Genomic DNA, 15243 nt, shown 5'->3' with positions numbered 1-15243 from the left:
ATCCCCCTCTCCCTTGATGGGAGAGGGTTGGGGTGAGGGTGAGAAAGTTAACGTATGTCAACCAGTTACATTCCCCTCCCCTTAATCCCCTCCCACAAGGGGAGGGGAAATAGAATTCCACCTTGTTGCCAAGCTCCACCTTCCCCTTCCCCTTGTTCCCAAGCTCCGGCTTGGGAACAAGGGGAAAGATCATGGCTTATGTTCACCCACTGAAGACTGCTGCATAGTGGCCACTTCATTATGTGGATCTGTACCTAGACAGCCTCTTACGCCTTTTCCTTGAAAGCCCCGATTCCATCGGCCACGGACCGGAGGTGGAGGTCATGCTGAGGGAAGGGAATTTCAATGCCGCGTTCGCGGAACAGTCGCGTGATCTCGAAACGAAGGTCCGTTTCCACTGTGAGGCAATCTTTCACCGTGGTCCACACCCGTAGGCGAAACAGCAGGGCGCTGTCTCCGAAATCGAGAAAAAGGACGCTCGGTTCCGGGTAATGGAGCACCAGCGGGTGGCTGCGGGCGGCCTCCAGAAGGGTTTCGCGAACCCGCTCCACGTCCGAAGCATAAGCCACGCCGACATCGATACTGCGGCGCAATCGCGTATCCTTGAAGCTCCAGTTGGTCACCTGGGTCGTCACGAATTCCGAGTTGGGGATGATGAGCGAGGCGTTGTCCCAGGTTTGAACCACGGTTGACCTCACGTTGATCTTCACCACTTCGCCCCACGTTCCGTTGATCTCCAGGGCGTCACCCACCTGGATGGGCCGTTCGAAGAGAAGGATGAGGCCGCTTATGAAGTTGTTGAAGATGTTCTGCAGGCCGAAGCCGAGTCCGATCCCCAGGGCCCCGAAGGCCACGGCCAGCGAAGTCGAACTGAACCCCAGGGCGTTCAGGGATGCGAGAATTCCCAGAGCCCACACCACGTAGGCGCTGATGGTGGTGATGGACTCACGGAGGCCCAATTCCAGGCCGCTGCGCGCCAGCACCTTTTGCCGAAGGAGGTGGCTCCAAAGCCGGACCGCCGCATGAGTCATGAACAGGATCACCGCGGCATACACCACGCCCACCGGCCTGAACTCAAGTCCCCCGATGGGAATCGGGTGATTGAGGAACCTGAAAAACCCGACAACGACGGCTTTCCGAGCGCCCCAGGCCACGAGGAAACAGACGATGACCGCCCCGATCCAGGCCAGCCAGCCGATGCGGATCGAAAACCAGCGGATCGGATACATGGATTCCGTGGAAGCGGCGGGGGCGAACGCCGATCCCCGCTGCACGATATCATCCCATTCACGCAGCACCAAAAAGGCGATTGCGGCCCAGAGCCCCACCACCAGGGTCCGCGCCCAGGAGACATACCAATGAACGGCCAGGGAACCGTAGCCCGCCAGTTCCAGCAGCAGGCCGCCCCCGGCGACGCCGTAACCCCACCAGGAAAGCCACTGGAGCCCGCGGGAGACCCATGGGTTGCGCAGAGCGTCCTTCGAAGCCAGTTCCCTTCGGAACCCACGCCAAAAGGAGAGACTCCAGACCAGAAAGGCCGACTCAAAGATCACCCGACTCAGCACCAGCAGCACGCTGCCCGCCCCCAGCGCTTCCGCAAGGAGCACATGGAATACGGCGAAGTCTCTGCCGATCCGGATCATCCGCCTCAGAGGCCGCAGGATCTGCTCTGGAATGGGCGGACGGCCGTCTTCGTTCCACAACCGGAGAAAATCCAAACACCAGCGGGCCATCAGAACTATGATGAGTACAGTGATGCCCAACCGGATTTCTGTGACGGCGCTGGCCACGTCTTGCAGCTGCGCATAGAGGTAAACAAAGAGGGTGGCGCCGAGGAGCGGAACGGATTGGGTGAACAACCGAAGCGCGAAACCTTGCCAGGGGTGTTGCCGATGAAACGGACGGTCGGTGAGCGCAGCACAGAAGCGCTGGAACTTCAGGAGCATCACCTGGATCACGGCGAAAAGCACGACGCTGGTGACCAGAAGGAAGCCGCCCGTCCTCCAGAACATCCGCACCCGCTCGCCCCAGAGAGAAGGTGTGGTCAGCCGCGCCGCCAGCTCCGCCAGCCGGTCGGCCTCCCAGATCATCCGTTCCCAGCTCATCACGGACAGGGCGTTCACTTTCCGCTGAAAGAGATCTTCCTTTCTTCGTTCCTCCAGACGAAGTTCCAGTTTTCTTGAAAGCTCGGCGAACTCATGCTTGGTCTCCGTCCATTGCTCCAGGAGCTTCACGTAACGCTCGTCCATCTCGTCAAGGATCTTCTGCTTGGCGGCGATCAGCTTGGTGAACTGCTGGAACCGCTCCATGAGTGCAGCCACCTGGGAGTCGCCGGCATCTCTGGCTCGGAGTTGGCCGAGCTGCTCTTTGTTGAAGTTGACCTGTTCGGCCGTCCGTTTGAGCGCATCCTGGACGGCGTTCCGTTTCCCCGCGAGCTCTTCGACCCTCGATCCGATGGCCTCCGATGCGGAGCGCTGGGCCGCCAGGGCCTTCTGCAGGTCCTCGAGCGATGCCCCCGGGAAGGCCAACAGGTTGCCGTAGGCGGAAAGCTGGATCTTGTAGGCGCTCAACTCCGTGGAAAGGGCCTTCTCCTGGCGCTGGAGCTCTCCGAGGCTGTCCTTCAGGGCGGCGAGTTCTTTCTGTTCCGCTTCGTAGGCCTGTTCCAGCGACGAGGCCAGTTCCTGATACGGAGCCTGGTTTTCAGCCGGTTCGTTGCCGGGTTGGGCGGCTCCCCGGACGGGCGACAGGACCACGGCAAGCACCCACAAGAGAAAAAGGACTTTCGAAAGCCACCGCTTAAACCTTTTTTTCGGCCGGCCCCGCAGGCGTTCCCATCGCCCGACATCTTCCACGATACCGCTTCGACCCTTCGGCACGGCGCCTCCTTCTTGTACGACCACAGCCATTTACAACCATTTCCTGGACTTGAAGTACCCGAGCATGCCGGCACCCATGGCGATCATGACCACCCAGACGGCAGGGTATCCCCAGCGCCACTTCAGTTCGGGCATGTAGTCAAAGTTCATCCCGTACACCCCCGCAAGGAAAGTGATGGGAATGAAGAGGGTCGCGATAACGGTGAGGACTTTCATGACCTCGTTCGTTCTATTGCTCACGCTGGTAAGATATACTTCCAGAAGGGCTGAAGACATTTCCCGGTAATTTTCCAGGGTGTCCACCACCTGGAGGGTGTGGTCGTAAAGGTCCCGGATGTAGGGCCGCGTCGCTTCCTGGAAGAGGCGGGATTCACCTCGGTCCATGCGCCCGACCACTTCCCGCAGAGGCCAGAGCGACTTCCTGAGAAAAAGCGTTTCCCGTTTCAGCCGGTGAATTTCAGAAAGCACCTCCTGGTCCAGGCTCTCCAGCAGCGCCTCTTCCAGTTCTTCGATCCGTTCTCCCATCTCTTCCAGCACCCCGAAACAGTGATCGACGATGGTATCCATGAGCGTGTAGAAAAGATAGTCCTCACCCATGGTCCGGATGCGCCCCCGCGGATTTTGCAGCCGCTCCCGAACTGGTGCAAACACATCTTTTCCGCCTTCCTGAAAGGACAGCACGAACCTCTCGCCCAGGATCAGGCTGACGTGTTCCACGGCGATGACTTGCCGGGCCTCGTCCAGCCAGAAGGCCTTGAGCACCGCAAAGACCATGTTTTCAAAAAGTTCGATCTTCGGCCGCTGGGTGGTGTTCAGGATGTCTTCCATGATGAGAGGATGGATATCGAAACATTTTCCGAGCCGCTCCACCTTGTCGGGTTCGTGGAGGCCGCTCACGTCGACCCACGTGATGGAAGGACGCCGCCGATATTCGAGGCAAGCCTCCGGGAGGTCCACGGCCGCCTGTTCCAAGTGTCCCGAACCGAAATCGGCCAGCGTGATGGCGACCCGGTCTCTTCGCTGTTCGCCGACAAAAATGAGGGATCCCGGCGGCATTCCCAGTTTCTCGGAATGGCGGCGGGCGGATGTGACGGCCATCGGTTTCCCCTGCGTGTGGTTTCTCATGCCGATTCGCCCTTGAGCCTCTGCAGTTTCAGCTGCCGCCGATCGTCGTTGGCGAGATAGAGCGTCTGGCTCGGGAAGGCGAACTCGATCCCTTCAGCTCCTATCCCTGCCCAACGACGCATCCGCTCCTCCCTTCCTTCACGTCGGCCCCCTTTGGGATACTCCGAAAACCGCGGGCGGCAAACCAAAAAATACTATTGAAAGCTTTCTTCAAACCGATCATATAGGCGAGGCGTTTTCGGCCCTCTTTCCGGCCCGGAGGGTTTCTTTCCGAAACACACCGAAATACGATTGAGGGGATTGACGGCGACCGAAACCGCTCTTCTTGTTCCCAAGCTCCAGCTTGGGAACACAACTGTGCAGAAGCTCCAGCTTCGGTGAGGCCGTTCCCAAGCCAGAACTGGGGAACGAGGGGGAAGACCACTTCGAGATCCTGGCAAACTCCCTAGAAAGACAGCGAGTTTCAGCTGTAACATGAGGGAAGCTGGAGCTTCCCGGGCAGGGCGTTCCCAAGCTGGAGCTTGGGAACGAGGGGAAACGGAGCTGATGCGCTTGTAGCTTCAAGGCCATCTGGATCTACCTCAGAGGGTCACCCTGGATGTGGTTCTAAAAGATCCGTACCGAAATACGATTGAGGGGATTGACGGCGACCGAAACCGCTTCCAACCCGTGGGAGCCGCCGATCGACTCGGATTGATTCTTCGTCTAGCAGAAGGCTCATCCAGGAAAAAGGCTTTTCCGGAATGAAAAACGTGCTTGTCACGACCCCCGTCTCTGAAATTCATCGGTCCATCCGTTCGTTTCTGGACAAGGATTACCGGATCGACTGGACATCCGACAAGGACTCCGGGCTGGAGGTCTTCCGAAAGAAACGCCACGAACTGCTCTTTCTGGACCTGGATCTGCTTGGCGTGACTTCCGACCGGCAAGACCTCGATGAGTACAAGAACCAGTTCAAGCCTTTCCTGGAGCTTTTCCCGGCGGTCCAGATCGTGATCCTGTCACCCCCGGACCGGGTTCGGGACGCAGTGGACGCGGTCAAGGCCGGCGCCTGCACTTTTCTTTCCTACCCCTTCAAGGCGGACGAATTCAAATACGTGCTGGAACGGGCCCATACGGCCATCCGAACCCAGAGCGAGCTGGAATACCTGCGGAACTCCTTCTGGCGGACCGATGTGCAGGAGATCGTCCGAACCGAAAGCCCTATCATGGGAAAGGTCTACGATCAGATCAAGGCGGTCGCTCCCACCCGCGCGACGATCCTGCTACTCGGTGAAACAGGGACCGGAAAGAACCTCCTGGCCAAGCTGATCCACAAGCAGAGCAACCGCGCCGCCAAGCCCTTTATCAGCGTGCATTGCGGCGCCATTCCGGAAGGACTGGTCGAAAGCGAGCTCTTCGGCCACGAAAAGGGCGCCTTCACCGGCGCCATCCGAAAGAAGCTCGGAAAATTCGAAATCGCCCATGGAGGAACCATCTTCCTGGACGAAATCGGGACGATCTCGGCCTCGGTCCAGATCAAGCTGCTCCAAGTGCTGCAGGAAAGCACCTTCCAGCGCGTCGGCGGCGAAACCACCATCACCACCGATGTCCGGGTCGTGGCCGCCACCAACGTGATTCTCAAGGAAATGGCCGATTCCGGGCAGTTCCGAAGAGACCTCTACTACCGGCTGAACGTCTTCCCCATCCACGTCCCCCCACTTCGAGACAGGATCGAGGACATTCCCATCCTAGTGTCCGTTTTTCTCAAGAACCTCAACCGCTACCACTTGAAAAACATCTCGGAAGTTCATCCTCACGTGCTTGAAGCCTTTTCCAACTACCCTTGGCCGGGAAACATCCGCGAACTGGAAAACGTAATGGAACGCGCCTACATCCTGGAGACGTCCCCGGTACTCAGCCCGGCCAGCTTTCCCGTGGAAATCATGGGATCCGTCCGCTGCGAACCCCTCGCCGCCGCCGATACGTCCCTCAAGCTTTCAGAAGTGCGCCGCCGGGCCATGGAACAGGCGGAAATGCTCTACCTTTCGGAGGTGCTCAAAATTCACGGCGGGCGGATCAACCTGACGGCCAAGGCCGCGGGCATCACCACCCGCCAGCTCCACAAGCTCATGAAACGCTACCATCTCCACAAGGAAGACTACCGAAACTCCCGAAACTGAGTACAGCTCCACATAGTTAAGTGGCCACTATGCAGCTGTCTTCCGTGGGTGAACATAACCCAGGATCTTTCCCGTCGTTCCCAAGCTGGAGCTTGAGAACAAGGTGGAAAATCGCCCTCGCTCCCTCCCCTTAATCCCCTCCCACAAGGGGAGGGGAAATAGAATTCCCCTCGTTGTCAACCTCTGGCTGTGGAAGGCCCCATGGGGATCGAAGCTGGAGCTTCTGCGCAGTTGTGTTCCCAAGCTGGAGCTTGGGAACAAGAAAAAAGACGATTCACGTCAGTAAATCCGCCGTTTTCCGTGGCGCTTGCCGAGCACCTCCAGGGTGTCGTTGACCACGACGAAGGCCTCGGGGTCGATTTCAAAGATAATGTCCTTTACCTTCGGCAGTTCAGTAAGCGTCGTGACCGTAAAGATAACGTCCTTTTCGGCCCCGCTGAACGCTCCTTCGCCCTTGAGAAACGTCACGCCGCGGTGGAGCGTGTGAAGGATGTGATCGGCGATATCCCGCGGGCGCGAGGAGATGATGATGAGCACCTTCCGGCGGTTGAACCCGGAAAGCACGTTGTCGATGATACGGCTGCTGGCGTAAACGTAGATGACGGAATAGAGGACCTTTTCCAGGTTGAAGAAATAGGCCCCGGCCAGAAGGATGGCCGCATTCGCCGCCGTGATGACCATTCCGACGCGAAGCCCGAAGCGCTTATTGAAATAGATGGCGAGGATATCGAGGCCGCCGGCCGAGCCGAGTGACCGCAGGATGATCCCGCCACCGACACCGCAGATGATGCCGGCCAGGAGGGCTCCGAGGATTGGGTCCCTGATGTGCACCGCCGGGACCCGAACCCATGAGGCCGCAAGGGAGAACGTCACCATACCGAGGATCGTGTAGTACATGAACCTCCGGCTGATCTGGAACCATCCGACCAGCATGAGCGGCAGGTTCAAGAGAAAATACATGAGCCCGACGCTCACCGCCGGCGCCAGGTAATGGATGATGATGGCGATTCCCACCACCCCGCCGCTCAGGAGTCCCTGCGGGATCAGCACCGCGTTCATGCCCGTTACGGAGATCAGACTTCCGGCTACGATGAGCCCGCAGTTGTAAAGGATCGTACGCCACGAAGCAGGAGGTTTGAGGCCGTGGGCCTTTTCCATCAAGATTGAAGCTTCCATGTTGCTTTTCTTAATGACCCCTCGTCCTTGCACGTTTGAACGGGCCGGCGGGCGGACGGGGCGCGATCCCCATGCCCGGTGCGGCATCGACGGCGGGACCCCATACGGGGACGGACCATACTCCATCCGACCCGCGAAAAAAAGAGATTGCGGCCGGTGTGAGAAAACTATGAAACGCCGCGGAAAGGACGGTCAGGCGGGTGGGAAGACCTTCACGAAGATGACCTTGTGATCGCCCGACGCGTAGAAATCTTGGAGTAGGGCGGCGCGCGCATAGCCACAGCGGTGGTAGAAGGCACGGGTGGGTTCGTAGAGGGAACGGGACGACGTTTCGATGTAGAGGCGGCGGCCGCCCAAAGCTTGAACGCTTTCTTCGACCCGCGAAAGAAGATGCCTGCCGATGCCGCCCCTCCGAAGATCCGGCTGAACGGCGATCCAGTAGAGGTCGAAGCTTCCCCGGGTCCCTGCCACGGGGCCGAAGCAGGCATAGCCCAGGAGTCTCCCGGCGTCTTCGAGGAACAAGAAATGGTAGCCGCTGGCCGAGCCCCGCCGCAGCCGCTCTTCCACCAGTTCCGCCGCCACTTCGACTTCTTCGGCCGAAAAAAAACCGGACGCCCCGATGAGATCCCGCACCGCCTGGATATCTTCGGGCAACACATCGCTTCTCATTTTCAGACCGCGCTCCGCCGCCGCGTCGAATGCAAAACACGGGGTCATCTTGCGCCGCCCCGGCGGATTCGCGTCCGGCGGGCGATCCATGTCCTGGAGAATCCAGGCGACCACGGATTCCATGGTGAGGCCCGCCCGTTCGGCGGCCGCCACGAACCCGCTGTCGGGAGCGATGCACGGATTGGCGTTGACCTCGAGTATCCACGGATTTCCGGAAGAGTCCACCCGGAAATCCACCCGGGCGTAGCCGGAAACGCCGAAGAGACGCCAGCAGGCTTTCGCCAAGGCCTTCATTTCTTCCAGAAGCCGATGGTCTTCTTCAGAGAAATCGAAGCGGCGCGGCGTGTGATGGTACTCGAAGGACCCCGCCTCCCACTTGGCCCGGAAATCCACGATCCTGGGCTTCCCCGGAGGGAAGGCGTCGAATCGGATTTCCGCTGGAGGAAGAACCGCCTCACGCCCCGCACCGCCAAGGAGCGACAGGTTGAATTCCCGCCCGTCTATGAACCGTTCGGCGAACACATCGCCGCCCAGCCGTTCCCGCCGTTCTTCCATCACGCGCACGAGCTTCTCCGGAGAATCCACGCTCACGACGGCATCGTCGAACAATCCCGCCGACGCGTGTTCCCAAACCGACTTCACGATGTATGGACCCGGCTCGGGGATCATCCCGCGCCGAAGATCCTCCAAGGTGCAAGCCGAAGGCGTGGGCAGCCGGGCTCCGTTCATCCAGCGCTTGGCGAGGAGCTTATTGGACGTGGCGAAAAGGGCTTCCGTCGAGGATCCCGAATACGGAATCCCCAGGGCGTCCAGGAGCGCGGGAGCGAGATGGATCAAGCGCCCCAGGCCGCCGACCGTTTCCACCAAATTGAAGACCAGGCACGGCGAAAGGTCCCGCAGATTCCGCGCGGCCGCGTCCATATTCAGCGAAAAGGGAAGCCGCACCGGTTCGAAACCCAGGACCGCCAAAGCTTCGGAAACGCTTCGGGCCTGCACCAGGACATCTTCTTCGTCGGGGCGGCTCGGGTCGATCACCTCGGAATGGAGCACCACAATGCGTTTCATGGCGTCCCTGCTTCGGAGGACCATCCGCCGGGGCCGCCGAAGACCGCGTCCGGAAAATGCACCCGCCCCGGGAAATACGGGCCGGCGCCCGCGCGCTCCATGGCCGAATCGAGGATCAGGCCGATGAGATCGCGAAAGGTTATTCCCGCCAGCTTGCACAGGATGGGAAGGTCCGAATGCTCGGGGTGCAGTCCCGCCAGCGGATTCACTTCCATGAAGTTGGGGACGCCGCCTGCATCGGAACGAACGTCCACCCGCCCGGCGTCCCGGCATTCCAGTCCCCTCCAGGCGTTGAGGGCCGTTTCGCCTGCAGCCAGTGCTTCCGGATCGCCGGCCAGCCGGTACAACACCCGGTCTTCGCACCATTCCTTGTTGCCGTAGGTGTAGACGTCCCGGTCGGCGTTTTCCAGGAGCACCACTTCCATGACCCCGAGTACGCGGGCGCTGGGCCCGGTCCCCGCGATCCCCACCGTGAATTCCCGGCCCGGAAGAAAGGCTTCCACCAGGACCGGCTGCCGGTAGGTCTGGAGCAGGTCGCGGCAGACGACTCGGAGTTGGCCGCGGTCGCCGATCTTCGAAGCGGCGGTCACTCCCTTTCCCGTCCCTTCGGCCACCGGCTTTGCGAAAAGCGGAAAATCGAGGGCCACCGCTTCCACGTCCGCTTCGTCCCGCACCAGCGCGAAAGGCGCAGTGGGTATTCCCAGGTCTCGGACCACCCGCTTGGTCATGGCCTTGTGGAGGGTGAGCGCCAGCACCAGGGGATCCGAAAAGGTGTAGGGGATCCCGTAAGCATCAAGAAGCGCCGGCACCTGGGCTTCCCGGCCGATTCCGCGAAAGCCTTCCGCAATGTTGAACACCAGGTCCCACCGGTCGCCAGCCGCCAAGCGGCGCACCAGGCTCGAAATTTTCCCAACGCGGTCCGTCTCATGCCCCCACGACCGGATCGCCGCCTCGATGGCTTCCACTGTGTCGTCCCGGTCGAATTCCGCCGTTTCCAGCTCCGAATAGCCTTCGGCCAGGTAGGCGCTTCTCAGGTCGTAAGTGAGTCCGATCTTCATCGGGCGCCGTCCCCTTCCCTCACGACAGATAAACCGGCGGCCCAGTCCACGGTCTCCGGGGACGGATCGGGATACCGGAACGTCCGACCCTCGTAGTTCCGGATGAGAAGATCACCGTTTTCCCAACCGATCACGGTTTGCGGAAGGAGAGGGATCTTCCCGCCGCCTCCCGGGGCGTCAATCACGTAGGTCGGCACTGCGTAGCCGGTGGTATGGCCCCGAAGCCCCTGGATAATCTCCAGCCCCTTGGCCACCGAGGTCCGGAAGTGGGAAGATCCCGAAATCGGGTCGCACTGATACAGGTAGTACGGGCGCACGCGGATCCGAAGAAGCCCGTGAACAAGGGCCTTCATGGTGGCCACGTCGTCGTTGATCCCGCTTAGAAGCACCGTCTGGCTTCCCAGCGGAATGCCGGAGTCCGCGAGCCTCGTGCAGGCGAGCGTCGATTCGGGGGTGATCTCCGACGGATGCGTGAAATGGATACTCATGAAAAGCGGGTGATAGCGCTTCAGCATCCGCGCAAGTGCCGTCGTGATGCGCTGGGGAAGCACCACCGGCACCTTGGTCCCGATCCGGATGAATTCCACATGCGGAATACGGCGAAGCCTCGAGATCAGCCATTCGAGAGCCTCATCCCCGAGAGTCAATGGATCGCCGCCCGAAATGAGGACATCCCGAACGGCCGGCGTGGCCTCGATGTAAGCGATCGCCCGTTCCCACTGCCGCTTGCCGAAAGAGTGCGTTCCCTGGCGTCCCACCATGCGCGACCGGGTACAGTAACGGCAGTAGGTGGAACAGAAACCGGTCACCAGGAACAGCACCCGGTCCGGGTAGCGGTGCACCAGTCCTTCGACCGGAGAATGGGCGTCCTCGCCCAAGGGATCGTCTGCCTCCCCCCGCGACGAAATGAATTCGCCGGTCGTCGGGATCACCGTCCGCCTGAGCGCGTCCCTGGGGTCGTCCGGCGCGAGAAGACTCAAGTAGTAAGGCGTCACCGATACCGGGAGGTTCCCCTCCAACGCCGAAAAGGCCCCCTCCTCCTCGGCCGAAAGGTCCAACACTCGGGCCAGCTGGTGCCGTCCGAGCACTCGGTTCCGGACCTGCCAGCGCCAATCGTTCCACTGGGTGACGCTCACCCCCGGAAACCAGCGTTTTATAAATTCTTTCGAACGGTTGCTCGCGATAAAACGGATGGGCTGCGGCCGGCGAGGACGTTCGGACTGTTGCACCGACCGCGCGGTGGGAAGGGGCACTACGCCCGGAGGTTCGCTCGGAGGTTCCCCGGCCTCAGCGGGTTCACATCCTTGTTCGGTAAAAGCCGAATCGATAAAGGTCGCCCTTACTTCCATTTCATCGTTCTCCTCGTCGAGAATCCGCCGGGTCGGCGATCTCAATCAGAAAGCGTACCGTTATCCAACGCTCCTGTTCCCAGCTGCCGGTCCTTACGCCTCACGGCACCCGTTCGAAGCGCGTCGCCTTGATGATCCGGTCCCCTTCCTCTTCCTCCAGGGTTCCCGTCACCTTGACCGTCTTGCCCGCATGGTGAATCAGGTTGATCCCTTCCACCAGGTACTCGCCGTCGGTGGTCTGGAGCACCACCTCGTCATCGAAAATCAGCACCACTCCCTGAACCGTCACGACTTCCCCTTCTTCCGCCGACCCTGGAAGGCCGTTCAGCATGACCCCCATGAACGTGAACACCAGCGTCACAAAGACGGCTCGAACCCATCGCCCCTTCATCTTCATCCCCCTCCTTTCATGCGCTCCAATGGATTTCCTTCCAACAAACCGACCTGTCATGAATCATCGTCCGCCAGCGTTTCGAAGCGGTCCAACACCATCGTCTTTCTGCCTTCCTCCGACGTGGTCACCCGCCCCGTCACGCGGACCTTTCTTCGAAGCACCCGCTCCAGTTGCCTGCCGCGGCCCCGGTTCTCGATAATGACTTGTTGCTCGTCCCAGCTGTGAACCGCAAATGAACGAATCCGATCCTCACCGTCCCACTCGCAAGGCGTCACGATTCCCACGATGGTGACCTGCGTATCACCCCCCTCGCACCTCATCCCGGATCTCCTTGACTGCTGTGTGTTGCCGGACTTCGGAAGCAGGAAGGCACAGATCGTGCCATGATCGCGCGACGTTGTTTCTACGGCATTTGCGGTGAGATTCAGAGAAGCGGACGAGAACATCCGGTTCTTATGACACCGGCTCCCGGGCAGGAGCAACGCCGCTGGATTCGAACGGTCGATGGTCGAGAGGATTCGCGCAGAATGGAAGGGGAAGATAGGAATCGAACGTTCGCATGTTGAAAAAAGAAGAACTTGGGATTCCGTTCCGGTTGAAATCCGATTTGTGTCGGGGTGAAACTTTGGTTATCCGTGGGCCCGGGACCAATCGGGTCCCCAGCCCAGGTCCACCGTGAGGGGAACCTTGAGCGTGATGACCTTTTCCATCTTTTCCTGAACCAGCTTGCGGGCGGTCTCCAGTTCCTCCTCCGGCACTTCGAAAACCAGTTCATCGTGGACTTGGAGCAGCATGGCCGTCTTCAGACCCTCTTCCGCCAGCACACGATCGATGTCGATCATGGCCTTCTTTATGAGATCCGCCGCGGTTCCCTGGAGGGGGGTGTTGACCGCCAAGCGCTCCCCCTGCTGACGCACTGTCCGGTTGCGGCTCTGCAGTTCGGGAATTTTCCGCCTTCGGCCCAGAAGCGTTTCCGCATACCCGAGCTTCCGGGTGTGTTCGATCGTTCGTTCGATAAACGCTTTCACGCCGCTGTAGCGTTCGAAATAGCGGTCGATGGCGGCCTTGGCCGCCGTGGTCCCGATCCGAAGCTGCCGGGCCAGACCGTAAGGGCTCATGCCGTAGATGATTCCGAAATTGATGGTCTTCGCATGACGGCGCATTTCGGAAGTCACTTCGTGATAGGGCACACCGAAGATTTCGGCTGCGGTGCGCCGGTGGATATCGGCTCCCTCTCGAAAGGCCGCCACCAGGTGTTCGTCTCCGCTGTAATGGGCCAGCAGCCGCAGTTCGATCTGGGAATAATCCGCCGCCAGCAGCACGTGACCCGGTTCGGCCACGAAGGCCTCCCGGATCCGCCGGCCCTCTTCACCGCGCACCGGAATGTTCTGGAGGTTGGGATCGGAGCTGCTGAGGCGTCCGGTGGCGGTCACCGCCTGGTTGTAGCTTGTATGAATCCGGCCCGTTTCCGGGTGAATGAGTTTCGGCAGAGCATCCACGTAGGTGCCCTTGAGCTTTGCCAGGGTCCGGTAGGTGAGCACGTGTTCGGCGATGGGATGTTCCGCCGCCAGTTCTTCCAGCACCTCCATGTCTGTGGACGGGCCCGTCTTGGTGCGCTTGACGACCCTGAGGCACAACTTGTCGAAAAGAACCTCCGCCAGTTGCTTGGGCGACTGGATGTTGAACTCCCGGCCGGCCATATCGTAGATGACCGCGGCCACCGCCTCGATCTTTGTTTCCAAATCCCTGGAGATGTCTTCCAGCTTGCGGGCGTCCACCCGGATGCCCCGGAGTTCCATGGCGCCCAGCACCCGGACCAGGGGCATTTCCAACGAGACGAAAAGTTCCTTGAGCTTTTCTTCCTCGAGCTTCGCCTCCAGGACGGAAACCAGCCGCCAGGTGGTTTCCGCATCGCTGCATGCGTAGGCTGCGGCCTTTTCCACCGGAACCTGCGAAAAATTCACCTGGCTCTTTCCCTTCCCCGCCACGTCGGCATAGGAGGGGATGGACTCGCCCAGGTACTCCGCAGCAATGCGTTCCAACTTGTGCGAAGGATGGCCCGGGTCGAGCAGATAGCTGGCCACCATGGTGTCGAAGGCGATCCCGCGAAGATCGATCCCGGCCCGCTGGAGAACCACCCATTCATACTTGATGTTCTGGCCCGCCTTGCCCGGCCGATCCTGTGTCAGGAGCGGCGCAAGGGTCTTCAGAACAAGCGACGCATCCAGCTGCCCTTCGCTTCCCTCGCCCCGGTGCCCGACAGGGATGTAAACCGCCCGGTGGTCTTCCCAACTCAACGCGATGCCCACGATTTCCGCTCGCATAGCGTCCTGCGAGGTGGTTTCCAGGTCCAAAGAAAAAAGCTCCCGGCCTTGAATCTCCCGCACCACCCGTTCCAACTCTGAAAGGTCTCGAACCACGGCGACCGTTCGTTCCGAGGCATCTTTCCTGAGCGGCACTTCCCGACCCATGGACTCCAGATCTTCCCGCAGGCTCTTCACCAGGCTCCGAAACCCCAGTCCTTCGTAAAGGCGCAGCAGATCCCGGTAACGGGGTTCTCCCGGCCGGCAGTCCGAGGGTGCCAGATTCAAAGGCACGTCATCTCGAATCGCCACCAGGTCACGGGAGAGGAACGCCAGGTCCCGGTGGTTTTCGAGCTTCTTCCGCACCGCCGAGCTTTTCACGTCGTCCAGGTGTTCGTAGACGGCCTCCAGGGTGGGAAACCGTGCCAGAAGGTCCCGCGCGGTCTTTTCCCCCACGCCGGGCACGCCCGGCACGTTGTCGGAACTGTCGCCCATGAGAGCCAGAAGGTCCGCTACCTGGGAGGGCTTCACCCCCAGCCGTGCCGCCACTTCTTTTTCGGTGAAGATTTCGTCCTTTTGCGGGTCCCACTGGAGGATGCGGCCGTCGGCCACCAGTTGATGCAGATCCTTGTCGGCGGAAACGACGACCACCGGGATGTCCTCTTTGGAGGCCCGCCCGGCGAGGGTCGCGATGATGTCGTCGGCTTCAAACCCTTCCAGTTCCGCCTGCGGCAGGCCATGGAGCGCCACCAGTTTCTTGATCAAGGGAACCTGTTCGGCCAAGTCTTCGGGCATCTTCTGGCGGGTGGCCTTGTAGGACGCATACAGCTCGTGGCGGAAGTTGGGGCCGGGGGCGTCGAAGACCACGCAGATCAGCTCCGGCTTCTTTTCGCGCAGAACCTTGAGAAGCATCTGGGCGAACCCGTAGATCGCCTGGGTGGGCTTCCCGTCAGGACCGGTAAGACGTCCCAGGGCGTAAAACGCCCGGTACATGTATGAACTGGCGTCGATGAGGTACAGCGCCTTCTTCGGAATCGCCATGCCTTCTCTCCTGTCCCACCCGCCG

Annotated in this window: 11 protein-coding genes; 1 reads left to right on the top strand and 10 read right to left on the bottom strand. The window is 60.5% G+C overall.

Annotated features, from left to right (window positions below; genetic code table 11):
• Positions 1–266: 266 nt before the first annotated feature.
• Genes FDQ92_RS15510 through FDQ92_RS15955 form a run of 3 tightly spaced genes read right to left on the bottom strand, consistent with a single transcriptional unit; the run spans position 267 to position 4123 of the window.
• The gene (locus FDQ92_RS15510) at positions 267–2876 is read right to left on the bottom strand and encodes a mechanosensitive ion channel domain-containing protein (protein ID WP_211341233.1); all 2610 of its coding nucleotides are present in this window, start codon (positions 2874–2876) and stop codon (positions 267–269) included.
• A 30-nt stretch (positions 2877–2906) separates the two neighbouring features.
• On the bottom strand, positions 2907–4001 hold the full coding sequence (gene corA, locus FDQ92_RS09225) for a magnesium/cobalt transporter CorA (RefSeq protein WP_211341232.1): 1095 nt from the start codon (positions 3999–4001) through the stop codon (positions 2907–2909).
• Positions 3998–4123, bottom strand: a complete 126-nt coding sequence (locus FDQ92_RS15955; RefSeq protein ID WP_281276807.1) for a hypothetical protein — start codon at positions 4121–4123, stop codon at positions 3998–4000. Before FDQ92_RS15955 ends, corA begins: the two co-directional genes overlap by 4 nt.
• Before the next feature lie 621 nt (positions 4124–4744).
• Between FDQ92_RS15955 and FDQ92_RS09220 the strand changes: the two genes are divergently transcribed.
• Positions 4745–6163 carry a sigma-54 interaction domain-containing protein gene (locus FDQ92_RS09220; protein ID WP_137424401.1) on the top strand — a complete coding sequence of 473 codons (1419 nt, stop codon included), beginning with the start codon at positions 4745–4747 and terminating at the stop codon, positions 6161–6163.
• Between the two features lie 279 nt (positions 6164–6442).
• Here FDQ92_RS09220 and FDQ92_RS09215 read toward each other — a convergent pair whose 3' ends face one another.
• The 7 genes from FDQ92_RS09215 to polA all read right to left on the bottom strand — a co-directional run bounded on the left by FDQ92_RS09215 (position 6443) and on the right by polA (position 15218).
• Positions 6443–7339 carry a YitT family protein gene (locus FDQ92_RS09215; RefSeq protein ID WP_170180271.1) on the bottom strand — a complete coding sequence of 299 codons (897 nt, stop codon included), beginning with the start codon at positions 7337–7339 and terminating at the stop codon, positions 6443–6445.
• A 192-nt stretch (positions 7340–7531) separates the two neighbouring features.
• Positions 7532–9073 carry a GNAT family N-acetyltransferase gene (locus FDQ92_RS15505; RefSeq protein WP_211341231.1) on the bottom strand — a complete coding sequence of 514 codons (1542 nt, stop codon included), beginning with the start codon at positions 9071–9073 and terminating at the stop codon, positions 7532–7534.
• Positions 9070–10131 (bottom strand): D-alanine--D-alanine ligase family protein, encoded by a 1062-nt coding sequence (locus FDQ92_RS09200; RefSeq protein ID WP_137424397.1) that lies wholly within the window; start codon positions 10129–10131, stop codon positions 9070–9072. Before FDQ92_RS09200 ends, FDQ92_RS15505 begins: the two co-directional genes overlap by 4 nt.
• Positions 10128–11480: a KamA family radical SAM protein gene (locus tag FDQ92_RS09195; protein ID WP_137424395.1), complete on the bottom strand. Its 1353-nt coding sequence runs from the start codon at positions 11478–11480 to the stop codon at positions 10128–10130. Before FDQ92_RS09195 ends, FDQ92_RS09200 begins: the two co-directional genes overlap by 4 nt.
• A gap of 100 nt (positions 11481–11580) precedes the next feature.
• A complete protein-coding gene (locus tag FDQ92_RS09190; RefSeq protein WP_137424393.1) occupies positions 11581–11871 on the bottom strand; it encodes a hypothetical protein in 291 nt (96 codons plus the stop codon).
• A gap of 56 nt (positions 11872–11927) precedes the next feature.
• Positions 11928–12194 carry a hypothetical protein gene (locus FDQ92_RS09185; RefSeq protein WP_137424391.1) on the bottom strand — a complete coding sequence of 89 codons (267 nt, stop codon included), beginning with the start codon at positions 12192–12194 and terminating at the stop codon, positions 11928–11930.
• Positions 12195–12503: 309 nt separating this feature from the next.
• Entirely contained in the window at positions 12504–15218 is a 2715-nt protein-coding gene (polA, locus tag FDQ92_RS09180; RefSeq protein ID WP_137424389.1) for a DNA polymerase I, read from the bottom strand.
• Between the last annotated feature and the right edge of the window lie 25 nt (positions 15219–15243).

Source organism: Desulfoglaeba alkanexedens ALDC, from assembly GCF_005377625.1.
GTDB classification, from domain to species: Bacteria; Desulfobacterota; Syntrophobacteria; order Syntrophobacterales; family DSM-9756; genus Desulfoglaeba; species Desulfoglaeba alkanexedens.
Note: the sequence above shows the minus strand (reverse complement) of the source record. Positions and strands in the feature narration are given on the sequence as shown.